The organism is Brucella sp. NBRC 14130, from assembly GCF_040371715.1.
GTDB lineage: Bacteria > Pseudomonadota > Alphaproteobacteria > Rhizobiales > Rhizobiaceae > Brucella > Brucella intermedia.
In genome coordinates this window covers 197,229-210,489 of the sequence record NZ_BAABTE010000003.1, presented here as the reverse complement: position 1 = coordinate 210,489, position 13,261 = coordinate 197,229, and the positions used below count along the sequence as shown (strand labels likewise).

Sequence of the window (13,261 nt, the reverse complement as noted above, 5' to 3'; positions counted from 1 at the left end):
GGAGAGGCAATCGATCGTGCGGTTAACGCGAAATTATAAAAAAGAGAGCAGAGACGGGTCATGAAACGCCACCTTCCAAGACTGCTGATCGCGCTGGCATCCGCATGTGGTATTCATAGCGCGCAGGCTTCCGACACAGAGCCCCAGGCTCCGTCCTTCATCAACCAGAGGGAGCGCCTGCCCTTGCCGTCCCTGCAAGCGCTCACACGGTTAAGGTTCATTACAACCGTGGACTTTCCACCGTTCAATATGCTCGGCGACCGGGGGCAGCTTTCCGGCTATAATATCGACCTTGCCAAGGCCCTTTGCCGTCAATTGGGCGTCGACGACATATGTCAGATCGAAGCTGTCCCATGGAATGAGCTGGAGGAGCGCCTGCTCAGCGGACAGGCTGAAGCCATACTGGCGGGGTGGAAGCCAACCGAAGCAAACCGGGAACAATTTGCCTATTCACGGTCCTATATGCGGCTGCCTGCGCGTTTTGCGACGACCAATGCCAGCGCCTTTAACGATAATCCTGTGACGGCCACGAAGGGCAAGAACGTCGGCGTCATTGCAGGTACCGCCCATGAACAATTGTTGAAAAGCTATTTTCCCCAGGCGGTCGCAAATCCCTACCCTGATGAACCGAGCATGCTCGCCGATCTCAGGAGCGGCAAGATCGGCACAGTCTTTCACGATGGCATGTCGCTGTCCGTGTGGCTTAACAGTCCCGAGGGCCATGCATGCTGCACCTTCGCAGCCGGCCCCTATCTGGCACCCCAGTATCTGAGCACCGGGCTCAGCATTGCCGTTGCGCAGAAAAACGCTCCCCTTGTCAGCGCCTTCGATAATGCACTGCAAGCTTTGCAGCAGAAGGGCACGCTGACGGAGCTTTACCTGCGCTATTTCCCGAACAGCTTTTACTGATCCGGACATCGGACGGGCGGGTCGTTTAATTTGTCCGCCCATTGCGTGCCATTTTGACGCAGGAGAATACTGCTACCAAACGAATTTTCAGATATTTTTGAAATTTCCGATATGTCGATACTTACAGTATAAAAGTAAAATTGTTTTCCATCAAACAAATAGCACGGAAAACGCGTCTTAATAGCGACATAACAATAGACAAATCAGGATAAGTTGCGCCGCTTTTAGCACAAGCGAGACGATAAATACATCCATTTATTTTGACTTGAACAAATCCAGCTCCGATCAATAATCAAAGCGAGGGAGAAGGAGGATATATACAATGTTCGATGGCGTACCTGCTCAATGGCACAAGACTCCGGAACAAACAAAACGCTCGCCGAATGAAGCCGCCTATGTGTTTCTGGGCATCATGCTCGCAGCACTCAGCGTGCCGGCGACATTCCTAGGCTGGGCAATCGTTCAAAGTATCGCATCGCTTTTCTAGAGCGGCTCCTGTTCTAATAGAATCGCCGGAACCGCTCTAACTCATTTGTTTTATCGCATTATCCAACGCAAAGCGGTTTCACACTTTTGCTGGAAATGCTCTAGAGCCGGGCAGTCCTCGTCCGAAGACTGGTAATCAACCATTTCCGCCCTGGCAGCAGTGCGGGTACAGGATGCAAAAAGCCCCGCCATTCGGCGGGGCTTTCGTTTGCAGCTTGAAGCGGGCTAGACGTGATTATCAGCCTGCGGGTTGGGGCTGATCGTTTCATTCACGTCTTCATCCTCCGGCCTCTTCGGAGGCTTACGAGCAATCAGACTGTAGAACATCGGAATGAAGAACGTGGCGATGAACGTTGCTGCCAACATGCCGCCGATAACGCCCGTACCGATGGAGTGACGGCTTGCCGAACCGGCACCCGTGCTGATCGCGAGCGGCACCACGCCCAGAATAAAGGCGAGCGAGGTCATCACGATCGGACGGAAGCGCAGACGAGCCGCCGACGCCGCCGCCTCGATGGCGGATTTGCCGGTCTCTCGTTCGAGCACCGCGAACTCCACGATCAGAATCGCGTTCTTCGCCGCCAGACCTATGAGCGTCACCAGACCAATCTGGAAGTAGACGTCATTGGTCAGCCCGCGCAGATCGGTCGCCAGCAACGCGCCGAAGATTGCGAAAGGCACCGCCGTTATGACGGCAAGTGGCAGGCTCCAGCGTTCGTACTGCGCTGCAAGGATCAGGAACACCATGACAAGGCCGAAGATCATGGCCTGCGTGCCTGTGCCGCTGGTGGTCACTTCCTGATAGGCCGAGCCGGTCCATGCAATCTGATAGCCCTGCGGGAGAACCTCCGCAGCCACTTCCTGCATCGCCTTGATCGCGTCGCCGGAGGTGAAGCCCGGCGCCGGATTACCGGTGATCTTCGCCGCATTGAAGGCATTGAAACGTTCGAGCTGATCAGGACCGACAATACGCTTGACGGTCACGAGTGCATCGAGCGGGATCATGCTGCCGGAATTGGCACGGACGAAGACATGCTTGAGATCGCTCGGATCACGACGGAACTCGGCTTCCGACTGCAAGTTGACCTGATAGTTGCGGCCAAACAGCGTAAAGTCGTTGACGTAGAGGCTGCCGAAGGTTGCCTGCATTGCCGTGAATACCGAGTTGATCGGCACACCCATGGCCTTCGCCTTTTCGCGATCAAGCTGGATGTCATACTGCGGAACGTTCGGATCGAACGTCGTGCGCACACCCTGCAACTCCGGCCGCTTGACGGCAGCCTCGGTAATGAGCTTGGTCGCCCGCGTCAGCGAATCCACACCGCCGCCCGTGCGATCCTGAACATAGAGTTCAAAGCCGCCCGTCGTGCTGAGACCCATGATCGGAGGCGGGTTGAACGCAAGAACAAGACCGTCCTTGATCCCCGTATTCATCCCCATGATGGCACCGGGAAGATTGCGCGCATCGGTTTCAGGCGTCGTGCGTTCCTTCCAGTCCTTGAGCATGATGAACATCGTGCCGGCGCTGGTTTTCAGACCGCCCGACAGAAGGTCGAAGCCGGATACCGCGAAGACGCTCTCCACAGCGGGGTTTTTCCGGATATTCGCACTCGCCTGATCGAGAACCGCCGTTGTACGTTCCAGAGAGGCCGCGGGAGGAAGCACTGCAACGCTGAACAGGAAGCCCTGATCCTCATCCGGCAACAGCGATCCCGGCACCCTTTCGAAAAGATAGTAGGTGGCGCCAAGAAGGCCCGCAAAAATGACCAGCCCGATTGCAGCGCGCTTCAGGAAGAAGCGAACGCCGCGCGAGTAGCCATCCGTCACCCGCTCGAAGAAGCGGTTGAAGATGCGGAACGGCAGCATCGGCTCATGATGACCCGGCTTCAGGATAAGCGCGCAAAGCGCCGGTGTAAGCGTCAGAGCCACGAGACCCGACAGCGTCACCGAAATCGCGATGGTCACGGCGAACTGCTTGTACATTTCGCCAACCAGACCGCCCATGAAGGCGACCGGAATGAACACCGCACACAGCACAAGGACAATCGCAATCACCGGCCCCGTCACTTCGCCCATGGCCTTGATGGCGGCCTTGCGCGGCGACAGTTTTTCCGTCGTCATGATACGTTCGACATTTTCCAGCACCACGATGGCGTCGTCGACCACGATACCGATTGCCAGCACGAGACCGAAGAGCGTCAGGAGGTTGATGGAGAAGCCCAGCACATACATGCCCGCGAAAGTACCGATAATCGAGATCGGCACCGCGATGATCGGGATAAGCGTCGCCCGCCAGTTCTGCAGGAAGATGAACACCACCAGCACGACGAGAATGATCGCCTCGATGAAGGTGTGAATCACTTCCTCGATGGAGACCTTGATGAACTTCGTCGTATCGAACGGAATCGAATAATCGATACCTGCCGGGAAGCTTGCCTTCAGCTCATCCATACGGTTCTGAATGAGTTCCATCGTGTTGAGCGCGTTGGCGCCCGGCTGCAGATAGATTGCAATCGGGACGGCCGAGGTGCCGTTCAGATTACTGTCGACGAGATAGCTTTCCGTGCCGAGTTCGACACGCGCAACGTCCTTGAGACGGAGCGTTGCCGCATTGGGGCTCGAACGGAGGATAATGTTCTCGAATGCCGCGGCATCCGGGAGGCGCCCCTGTGTGGTCGCGGTATAGGTGAACGGCCCGGCTTGCGGGTCAGGCTGATCGCCGAAGCGGCCTGCTGCAAACTGCGCGTTCTGTTCCTGAATGGCGGTCGAGACATCGCTCGGCGTCAGGTTATACTGCGCCAGCTTGTCGGGACGCAGCCAGATACGCATCGAATAATCGATGTTGCCGAGAAGCTGCACGTCGCCAACGCCCTGAAGGCGCTTGAGATCGTCAACCACATTGAGAAGCGCATAGTTGCCGACATAGGTGCGATCGTAGCGATCGCTGTCGGAGAACATGGCGACCATGCCCAGAATTGTGGTGGAACGCTTGTCCACCGTGACGCCAAGACGCTGCACTTCCTGCGGAAGCGAGGAAGTCGCACGCTGCACGCGGTTGTTGACGTTGATCGTGGCCTGATCCGGGTCGGTGCCCAGAGCAAAGGTTACGGTCAGCTGCATCGTGCCGCTGCCGAGGCTCGAGGACTGCATATAGAGCATGTTCTCGACGCCGTTGATCTGCTGTTCCAACGGCGCGGCAACGGTCTGCGCCACCGTTTCGGCGCTGGCGCCGGGATAGGTCGCGCTGACAACAACCTGCGGCGGCGTCAGTTCGGGATACTGTGCAATCGGCAGAATCCGGATACAGATCAGGCCTGCCAGCACGAGCACAATGGAGATGACCGCCGCGAAAACGGGGCGGTCGACGAAAAATCTGTTCATTGCTTGCCTGCCGCCTGTTCTTTGCCAGCTTCGGCACCCGCCTTGTCCGGCGATGTGCTATTGCCTGCTTCGGTAGCTGCGTCGACCGGATTAACGGGCTTGCCCGGGGCTGCCTTGATAAGCCCTTCGCTAATGACGCGGTCACCTGCGTTGAGACCTTCGGAAACCAGCCAGGCATCGCTCAGTTCGCGAGCAACGGTGATCGGCCGGACTTCGACGATATTGTCCTTGTTGACCACGTAAACGAACTGCGTTTGCGGCCCCTGGAGCAATGCGGCCTTCGGGATCGTGATGGCATCCTTGACCTGGATGCCAAGAATGACAGCGCGAACGAACTGACCCGGGATCAGGCGACGCTTGGGATTCTCGACCACCGCGCGGGCACCGAGCGTACCCGTTTCCGTATCGAGCGACGAAGAGGTGAAATCGATCGTTCCTTCGTGGTCATAAGCCTGCCCGTCCCCGAACAGAACCTTGATCTTGAGACGGTCGGCATCTTCGCCCGTCGCACCGCGCTCGGCGCGCAAACGGTCGATTTCAGCGGCTTCCGTGTCCGTGAAGGAGAAGTTCACATAGACCGGGTCGAGCTGGGTAATCGAGGTCAGAAGGCTGGAAGACGCATCCGTACCGATAAGGCTGCCCTCATTGACCTGTTCGAGGCTGGTGATGCCGCTGATGGGCGCCGTCACCTTGGTATAGCTCAGATTGAGTTCAGCCGTGCGCAGCTGCGCCTTGGCTGCGGCGACAGACGCCTTGTTCAGGTCGCGCGTCGCGAAAGCCGAATCACGAACGGCAGTGCTCTGCACCTTCTGCTGGACCAGCTGTTCTGCGCGCTCCGCGTCGCGGATGGATTGCTGATACTGCGCCTCGGCCTGTGCCACCTGTGCCTGAGCCTTTTCAAGCTCCGCCTGGTAAGGTGCCGGGTCTATTTCGAACAGCACGTCGCCAGCCTTGACTTCCGTGCCTTCGATGAAATTGCGGTGAAGCAATATCCCGCCGACACGCGCACGCACCTGAACGTCGCGATAGGCACTGATACGCGCCGCATATTCGTAGGTGACAGGTACATCATGCGGCTCGACCACGGTAACAGATACCTGTGGCGGTGGCGGCGTTGCGCCGCCGGGTGCCTGCGCCAGAACGGGTTGCCCCGCAAAGACAAGAAAAGCGGCCCCTGCCGCAAAAAGCCGAATGGAACGGTTCAAAGTCATGGTGGGAGTGCCCTTGCTGTCGCGCGGTGCTGCCAATTTAACATACACGAGTGTTTGTAAATACGATCTACCGTGTTATAGTCAATCGCTCAATATTACAGATCACGAATGAGTTACCCGGATTCAAGTGGCGAACTAAGCCATCAGACTGCATTCACCCGAGAGAAATCATGCGAAGAACGAAAGCCGAGGCAGCCGAAACCCGGGAAGCCATTCTGGTGGCTGCCGAGCAGGTTTTCCTCGAGCGTGGTGTCAACCAATCTACACTGATGGAAATTGCCTGTCATGCCGGAGTGACGCGGGGTGCGATTTATTTCCACTTCCGCGACAAGGTGGAGATTCTTCGCACCATCATCGGCAATGTCCGGTTTCCGCAAGAAGAAATCATGCTGCAGGCTGCGGCCGTCAACCACCCCAATCCGATGCACGTGCTCGAGCAATCGATCATTCAGGCGCTGCAGCTTTTCTCGAACAACGAGCGTCAGCAGAACATTTTCATCATTATCAACCAGCGATGCGAATTCGTCGGCGAAATGGCCCCGCTTGAAGATCGCCTTCGCGAAGCGCGCGCCAACGTCCTCTCCCTGTTCGCAGGATTGCTGGACGTGGCTGCAAGACGCGGGGAGCTTTCAAAGGAATGGACCGCAGACACGGCGGCACCGATCCTGCTGTCCCTTCTAAGCGGCCTTCTCAACGAATGGTTGCGAGGCGACCGGAACTATGATCTTGTCACCTATGGCGGCAGGGCAATCTCGATACTCGTTCAATCTCTTAGAAATCCGGCATTCGGAGCTCATCAAACATAGTTGTCGGGCCCAATTTCGATATGCCTGACCCGCCGGACAGGCTATTTTCACGATGGCCGGTTTCAACCAATCGTGATTGTCAAACCGCAAAATTGGGAGAGACGCTCGACTCTTTTATAATTTACGCTTACGTCAATGTAACTCTTGCGAAGAGATTAAAACTCGACCACATTTACCAATGAGGAAGCCTTCCGGGGGGCGGATGGCTTGGGAGACGGCGGGCGCACATGCGGCCCAATTTAGGACGGAGCGATCCGGGGAGAAGAAATGGCGAAAAAGACGACTGGGCAAAGTGCATCCGTAGTTGAATCCATGACCGCGGGATCGCCAGCCAATGGCGCGCCGACGCAGGAAAAGATCTGGTTCAAGTCATATCCGGCTGGCGTTCCGCACGAGATCGATCTGAGCACGGCAACTTCCATCGGCGATATGATTCTGGCATCTTGCCGGCAATTCGCCTCCAGCCCAGCCTTCACCTGCATGGGCAAGGATCTGTCCTACAAGGAACTCGATGAATATTCGCGTGCGCTGGCTGCGTTTCTCCAGTCGCGCGGTCTCGTGAAGGGCGACCGCGTTGCGGTGATGATGCCAAATATCCTGCATTATCCGATTGCCTTCACGGCCATTCTCCGCGCAGGTTTCGTCGTCGTGAACGTCAATCCGCTATATACGCCGCGAGAGCTGGAACATCAGTTGAAGGATTCCGGCGCCAAAGCATTGATCGTTTTGGAAAATTTTGCATCGACGGTGGAAAAGACCCTCAATTCGATCAACGTTCCCAACATAATCGTCGCGTCCATGGGCGACATGCACGGGTTCAAGGGCCACATCATCAATCTGGTCGTGCGCCGCGTGAAGAAAATGGTGCCGGCATGGACCATTCCGGGGCATATCCGTTTCAAGGATGCACTGGCTCAAGGCCGTGTCCTATCCTTCAACCCGGTTCCGGTACAGGGTTCCGACCTTGCCTTCCTGCAATATACCGGAGGCACGACCGGCATCTCGAAAGGGGCGATGCTGACCCATAGCAACATCCTTGCGAATGTGGAGCAGATGCATACCTGGATGGAGGTTGCCTTCCGCAACAAGGGCAAGCCGAAGGCGCTGAATTTCGTGTGTGCGCTGCCGCTCTATCACATCTTCGCGCTTACCGTGAATGCGATGATCGGCATCAAGCTTGGTGCGCGAAATATCCTCATTCCCAATCCGCGCGATATTGCTGGCTTCGTCAAGGAACTGAGGAAATCCCCGTTCCATATCTTCCCGGGCCTCAACACTCTTTTCAATGGCCTCATGAATAATCCAGATTTCCAGACCCTGGATTTCAAACCTCTTATTCTCACTCTCGGCGGCGGAATGGCTGTACAACGTCCTGTGGCCGAACGCTGGCAGAAAATGACCGGTTGTCACATCACCGAAGGATATGGCCTTTCCGAAACTTCGCCCGTCGCCTGCGCCAACGCGCTGGATGCAACCGAGTTCTCCGGAACCATCGGCCTGCCGATGCCGTCAACCGATGTTGCGATCCGCGATGATGATGGAAACGACCTCGCTCTCGGTGAGGTCGGCGAAATCTGCGTGCGCGGACCACAGGTGATGACGGGATACTGGAACCGCCCGGACGAAACCAAGCGCGCAATCATGCCCGACGGATTTTTCCGGACCGGCGACATGGGTTTCATGGACGAGCGGGGCTATACCAAAATCGTCGACCGCAAGAAGGACATGATCCTTGTTTCCGGCTTCAATGTTTATCCGAACGAAATCGAGGAAGTGGCCGCAGGTCATCCCGGCATCGTGGAATCGGCTGCCATTGGCATACCGAACGAACATTCCGGCGAAGTCGTGAAACTGTTCGTCGTGCGCAGCGATCTCAACCTCACTGAAGACGAAGTCAAAGCCTATTGCGCCGAGCGCCTTACCAATTACAAGCGCCCGCGCGAAGTCGAGTTCCGCGAAAGCCTGCCGAAAAGCAATGTCGGCAAGATCTTGCGCCGCGAACTTCGTGACTGAGAACGGTAAAACTTGAAAACAAATGCGGCCGGACTTTCATCCGGCCGCATTTGTTTCAGACAGCATCAGGCAGAGGGTGGCGCCAAGGGCTGCACGATCTCCTGAAACGGTGCCAGCGCTTCGCATCGAGCGGCTAGACCAGCCAATGAGGGGTATTTCTGTTCGTCGAAGAGATGTGGATGGGCTTCACGAAGAAAGCGCAGTGCACAGGTCGCAGCAATATCGGCATGCCCGATATCATCTCCGAACCAATATGGTGATTTTCGTTCTGAAAGGTCGTTCTCCAGCACGTCCAGCACCCGGGCGATCTGCGTTTCGCAACGCTCTACCCAAACGTTTGATTTTTCGCTTCGCAGCAAACCTTCATAGAGCAGGCTTACGGCTTTATCGGCAAGACCGGTAGAAAGCGCGCATATCTTCAATGCCTGACGACGCTCGGCACCTCTTGGCGCGATCAACGGATGTTTGCCGTTGGCGATCTCATCGAGATAATCGAGTATCGCCGCGCTTTCGATTACGACCTCGCCATCATCCAGTACAAGCGTCGGCACGCGGCTCAGCGGATTGAATTCCGCAAGCCTGTCACGATCACCGAACGTCGACCATGGTTTGTGTTCAAATGGCAGGCCGTAAAGCCGCATGGCGATAGCGACACGCCGCACAAAAGGAGAATCATACTGGCCGATCAGGATCATGGGTATAGCTCGCCGCGAACGTTAAACGTCCTGCCATGCTACTCCATGCCAATTCCGCCGCAAGAGCAGCAAGAATGAATTGTGGTGACGCTTCCATTCAATCCGTTGAATGGAAGCGACGACTTAACGTTTCAGCAATTCGGGCAGGCCGGCCACGCTATCCAGCACGATATCGGCGTGGGGTTCCAATGCTTCGCGAGGACTGTTGCCCGATAGAACGCCGACTGCCAGTCCCGCACCGGCTGCGTGGGCTGTCTCCAGGTCGTGAAGATTGTCGCCGACCATGGCAATCTCATGCGGAGCAAGCCCCAGCTTTTCTGCAAAATAAAGCAGCGGATCGGGATAGGGTTTTGGACGCGCCGCCGTGTTGTAGCCGATCACGACGTCGAAAAAACCGTCTATACCCAGCGCTTTGGCCGTGGCATGCGCGCCAGCCTCGGAATCGTTGGTAGCAATGCCAAGCCGGAAACCCATGGCGCGAAGCGTTTCGAGCGTTTCATGCAAAGCTTCTACGGCCACAGCAGAACGTGCGCCTTCGGTGACGCAGTATGCGTCATATTCTTCGATAAGCTCGCGCGATTGCTCGGACACCACATCCGGGTGCCAAAGCGAAACAATGTCTTCGACCGTACCGGCCGCGATGACTGAATTGGCCCGGAAACGCTCGGTCAGCCAGTCATAGCCCCCGGCATCGAGCAATGCGCGGGCCCGCAGGTCGTCCCCCTTTGCAGCCCGCTGCGCAAGCTGCCAGGAGATTGAAAACCAGGTCCGGTCAAAGTCGATCAAAGTGCCGTCCTTGTCGAAGAGGACGGCACGGATTGATCTGATGTGTTCTGCGGAAAGCTTTTCGCTCATGCTTCCAGCGCACCGGCACGCTTCTTGACGGCAGAAGGCTTCACCCCCAGCAATTTGAGAAGATCGTCGCCACGGCGCACATAGCGCAGCGAACGACGGGTCAAAATGCGCCCGTCCTGCGGTGCCGTGAGCGTAATGTCGCCTTCCGGTTCACCCGGTTTCGTAACCACCGTGACGAGCTTCGCGCCTGCTTTGACTTCATCGCCGGGCGCTACATGATAGAGCACCATGCCGCCCTCCGGCGCCCGCAGCATCTCGACATGCGAGAGCGGCGTGACAAGGCCCTTATACTCGGTTTCGAGCTTCACATTGTCGTCGCGAACGACACCGCGATGTACGAGGAATTTATACAAGCCCTCGGCGTCGCCCTTCCCCATATCGGGGTAAACATCGCTCAAGCCACGAAATTCGACCGTCGTCACCGCGCGGCGCTTCATGTTGCGCTTGTCCGCTGGCAATTGCAGGACAGGATGCGCGCAGGCTTCCTCAAAAGCTGCGTCGGCAGTCGTATCCCATGCGAGGATCGCCGTCGAATTGAGCGCGATGGCCAGATCTTTCATATCCGCGGCAAATTCTTCAGCGATGTAGACGTAGTTTTCGCTCTCGTCGTCGCAATGCAGATCGAGAACGATGTCGTTCGGCAGAGCCAGCTTCAAAAGCGTCGCCTTCAGGCGCTGCGCCAGTGAGATCGGCGCATCCGGCTCCGGCAGTTCAGACGTGTTGAAATCCGGCAGCAGCGGGAAGGCGCGGTTGAAATTGGTCAGCGAGAAGGTTTCGAAGCGACCGAGATGCTGATGGGCCTGCCACTGATTGGAGCCGATCGGATTTGCCTGCGGAACAACCGTAATATTGCCGAGAACGCGCCCTTCCTCGGCCGCTTTCTTCAACATCGGAACCAGGAAATGAAGAGCCGCCTGCCCCGGAAGTTCGGCACCGTGAAGCGACGATTGCAAATAGGCGGAAGGCGCATCGCTATCCTTGCCGGCAAAGCGCAGCACGCGCAACTCGATGGCATTCCCCGGTACATCGCCGGCAAATTTTACAATCTCGGTTTTCATTTCATGTCCCATTCTATTCCTCATGAAGAGAGCCGGATTACAAACCCGGCTCTCTTTCATTTCTAATTGTGCAGAGAATGCCGTCAAGCTTTCCTTCGCGCATGCAGATGGGCGACAAGCCCTTGCGTGGAAGCGTCGCGACCATCGCTGGTTTGCTCGCCCGAGACAACCGGCAAGAGTTCGGTGGCAAGTTCCTTGCCAAGCTCGACGCCCCACTGATCGAAAGCGTTGATGCCGAAAATCTGCGCCTCGACGAAAACACGATGCTCATAGAGCGCGACCAGACGCCCGAAAGCAAACGGGTCAAGCTTGTCGTGAACCAGCGTCAACGAAGGACGGTTGCCCGAGAAGACGCGATGCGGTGCAATGCGTTCCACTTCGCTTTCGGCAAGGTTCTTCGCCTTCAACTGCGCCCGCGCTTCGTCCAGCGTGCGGCCCTTCATCAAGGCTTCCGACTGCGCAAGGCAGTTTGCGAGCAGCATTTCATGCTGATGATCAAGGTGCTTTTCATGACCCTTGGCCGCAACGATGAATTCAAGCGGGATGGTGTCGGTACCCTGATGCAGAAGCTGGAAGAAGGCGTGCTGGCCGTTGGTGCCGGGCTCGCCCCATACGACCGGGCCGGTCGGGCCGGAAACCGGCGTCCCATCGACAGTGACGCTCTTGCCATTCGATTCCATATCCAGCTGCTGCAGATAGGCAGGCAGCCGGGCCAGACGCTGATCGTAGGGAATGATCGCGCGGCTGCCATAGCCGCAGATGGCGCGGTGCCAGTAGCCGATGAGGCCCAGCCACATGGGCAGGTTTTTTTCCAGCGGCGCGTCGCGGAAATGCACATCCATCGAATGCGCGCCGGCCAGAAACTTGCGGAAGTTGTCCGGTCCAATCGCGATCATGACCGGCAGGCCGATGGCCGACCACACGGAATATCGTCCGCCGACCCAGTCCCAGAAACCGAAAACCCGATCTTCGGCTATGCCAAAGGCGGCTACCTTGTCCAGCGCCGTCGAGACTGCGGCGAAATGGGCCCCCACGGCTGCTTCGCCAAGCGCATCGGCTATCCATTTGCGCGCGGTCTGCGCATTGGTCATGGTTTCGATGGTCGTGAACGTCTTGGAAGCGATAATGACGAGCGTCGTCGCGGGATCAAGGATGCCGAGCGTATCCGCAATATGAGCGCCGTCGATATTGGAGACGAAATGCGCGCGCGGGCCATCATGATAGGGAGAAAGCGCGAGCGTCGCCATGACGGGACCGAGATCGGAGCCGCCAATGCCGATATTGACGATATCGGTGATCTTCTTGCCGGTTGCGCCCTTGATAGCGCCCGACCGGATGCCATCCGAAAATGCCGCCATACGGTCCAGCACTTCCTTCACGTCCGGCAGGACATTGTGTCCGTCAACGAGCACTTCCTTCGAGGAAGTATCGCGCAGCGCGACGTGGAGAACGGCACGATCCTCGGTATTGTTGATGTGCTCGCCAGCGAACATCGCCGCGCGACGGCCTTCAACATCGGCAGCACCGGCCAGTTCCTTGAGGAGCCCGATCGTTTCGTCGTTGACCCGGCATTTCGACCAGTCGAACAGAAGGTCATCCAGGGACAACGAATACCGCTCGAACCGACCGGGGTCCGATTTGAACGCTGCCCGCATGTCCTGCGGAGCCGAATCTGCCCAATGCTTTTTCAGCTTTGCGACCGTTGCTTCAAGCTTCGTCGCGTCTCTTGCCATGATGCTACTCCCGAATCAAATCGATTTAATTGCGGACATTAAGCGCTTTAGAGAGGATTTGCGGCAAATAAATTACCGAACTTCCAATTTGGACAGGGTGTCATATACACCATA

The 13,261-nt window shown here is 57.0% G+C and carries 10 protein-coding genes; 4 read left to right on the top strand and 6 right to left on the bottom strand.

Translation table 11 applies throughout. The features are described 5' to 3' along the window. Positions 1-60: 60 nt before the first annotated feature. Together ABWW28_RS07120 and ABWW28_RS07115 are read left to right on the top strand one after the other, a co-directional pair. Positions 61-909 (top strand): transporter substrate-binding domain-containing protein, encoded by an 849-nt coding sequence (locus tag ABWW28_RS07120; RefSeq protein WP_112670645.1) that lies wholly within the window; start codon positions 61-63, stop codon positions 907-909. A 322-nt stretch (positions 910-1,231) separates the two neighbouring features. Then, entirely contained in the window at positions 1,232-1,396 is a 165-nt protein-coding gene (locus tag ABWW28_RS07115; protein WP_006466025.1) for a hypothetical protein, read from the top strand. Between the two features lie 224 nt (positions 1,397-1,620). Here ABWW28_RS07115 and bepE read toward each other — a convergent pair whose 3' ends face one another. After that, positions 1,621-4,776: a multidrug efflux RND transporter permease subunit BepE gene (gene bepE / locus ABWW28_RS07110; RefSeq protein ID WP_112670647.1), complete on the bottom strand. Its 3,156-nt coding sequence runs from the start codon at positions 4,774-4,776 to the stop codon at positions 1,621-1,623. Beyond that, positions 4,773-5,987 carry an efflux RND transporter periplasmic adaptor subunit gene (locus ABWW28_RS07105; protein ID WP_006471074.1) on the bottom strand — a complete coding sequence of 405 codons (1,215 nt, stop codon included), beginning with the start codon at positions 5,985-5,987 and terminating at the stop codon, positions 4,773-4,775. The genes bepE and ABWW28_RS07105 overlap by 4 nt, the downstream gene beginning before the upstream one ends. A gap of 170 nt (positions 5,988-6,157) precedes the next feature. On the opposite strand from ABWW28_RS07105, the gene ABWW28_RS07100 reads away from it, so the two are divergent. Then, positions 6,158-6,793, top strand: coding sequence for a TetR family transcriptional regulator (locus tag ABWW28_RS07100; RefSeq protein WP_112670649.1), 636 nt, complete (start codon positions 6,158-6,160; stop codon positions 6,791-6,793). A 267-nt stretch (positions 6,794-7,060) separates the two neighbouring features. Then, on the top strand, positions 7,061-8,806 hold the full coding sequence (locus tag ABWW28_RS07095) for a long-chain fatty acid--CoA ligase (RefSeq protein WP_112670651.1): 1,746 nt from the start codon (positions 7,061-7,063) through the stop codon (positions 8,804-8,806). 65 nt (positions 8,807-8,871) lie between these two features. Here ABWW28_RS07095 and ABWW28_RS07090 read toward each other — a convergent pair whose 3' ends face one another. The 4 genes from ABWW28_RS07090 to pgi form a co-directional block, all read right to left on the bottom strand. After that, positions 8,872-9,501, bottom strand: coding sequence for a glutathione S-transferase family protein (locus ABWW28_RS07090; RefSeq protein ID WP_112670653.1), 630 nt, complete (start codon positions 9,499-9,501; stop codon positions 8,872-8,874). A gap of 123 nt (positions 9,502-9,624) precedes the next feature. Continuing rightward, positions 9,625-10,356: an HAD family hydrolase gene (locus ABWW28_RS07085; RefSeq protein WP_112670655.1), complete on the bottom strand. Its 732-nt coding sequence runs from the start codon at positions 10,354-10,356 to the stop codon at positions 9,625-9,627. Further along, positions 10,353-11,414, bottom strand: a complete 1,062-nt coding sequence (locus tag ABWW28_RS07080; RefSeq protein ID WP_112670719.1) for a succinylglutamate desuccinylase/aspartoacylase family protein — start codon at positions 11,412-11,414, stop codon at positions 10,353-10,355. Before ABWW28_RS07080 ends, ABWW28_RS07085 begins: the two co-directional genes overlap by 4 nt. Positions 11,415-11,497: 83 nt before the next feature. Beyond that, the gene (pgi, locus tag ABWW28_RS07075) at positions 11,498-13,147 is read right to left on the bottom strand and encodes a glucose-6-phosphate isomerase (RefSeq protein WP_006466017.1); all 1,650 of its coding nucleotides are present in this window, start codon (positions 13,145-13,147) and stop codon (positions 11,498-11,500) included. Between the last annotated feature and the right edge of the window lie 114 nt (positions 13,148-13,261).

What these genes read in the sequence shown, in the direction of transcription:
- ABWW28_RS07120 (WP_112670645.1), top strand. Translation starts at nt 61, where the DNA reads ATGAAACGCCACCTTCCAAGACTGCTGATCGCGCTGGCATCCGCATGT.
- ABWW28_RS07115 (WP_006466025.1), top strand. Translation starts at nt 1,232, where the DNA reads ATGTTCGATGGCGTACCTGCTCAATGGCACAAGACTCCGGAACAAACA.
- bepE (WP_112670647.1), bottom strand. Translation starts at nt 4,776, where the DNA reads ATGAACAGATTTTTCGTCGACCGCCCCGTTTTCGCGGCGGTCATCTCC.
- ABWW28_RS07105 (WP_006471074.1), bottom strand. Translation starts at nt 5,987, where the DNA reads ATGACTTTGAACCGTTCCATTCGGCTTTTTGCGGCAGGGGCCGCTTTT.
- ABWW28_RS07100 (WP_112670649.1), top strand. Translation starts at nt 6,158, where the DNA reads ATGCGAAGAACGAAAGCCGAGGCAGCCGAAACCCGGGAAGCCATTCTG.
- ABWW28_RS07095 (WP_112670651.1), top strand. Translation starts at nt 7,061, where the DNA reads ATGGCGAAAAAGACGACTGGGCAAAGTGCATCCGTAGTTGAATCCATG.
- ABWW28_RS07090 (WP_112670653.1), bottom strand. Translation starts at nt 9,501, where the DNA reads ATGATCCTGATCGGCCAGTATGATTCTCCTTTTGTGCGGCGTGTCGCT.
- ABWW28_RS07085 (WP_112670655.1), bottom strand. Translation starts at nt 10,356, where the DNA reads ATGAGCGAAAAGCTTTCCGCAGAACACATCAGATCAATCCGTGCCGTC.
- ABWW28_RS07080 (WP_112670719.1), bottom strand. Translation starts at nt 11,414, where the DNA reads ATGAAAACCGAGATTGTAAAATTTGCCGGCGATGTACCGGGGAATGCC.
- pgi (WP_006466017.1), bottom strand. Translation starts at nt 13,147, where the DNA reads ATGGCAAGAGACGCGACGAAGCTTGAAGCAACGGTCGCAAAGCTGAAA.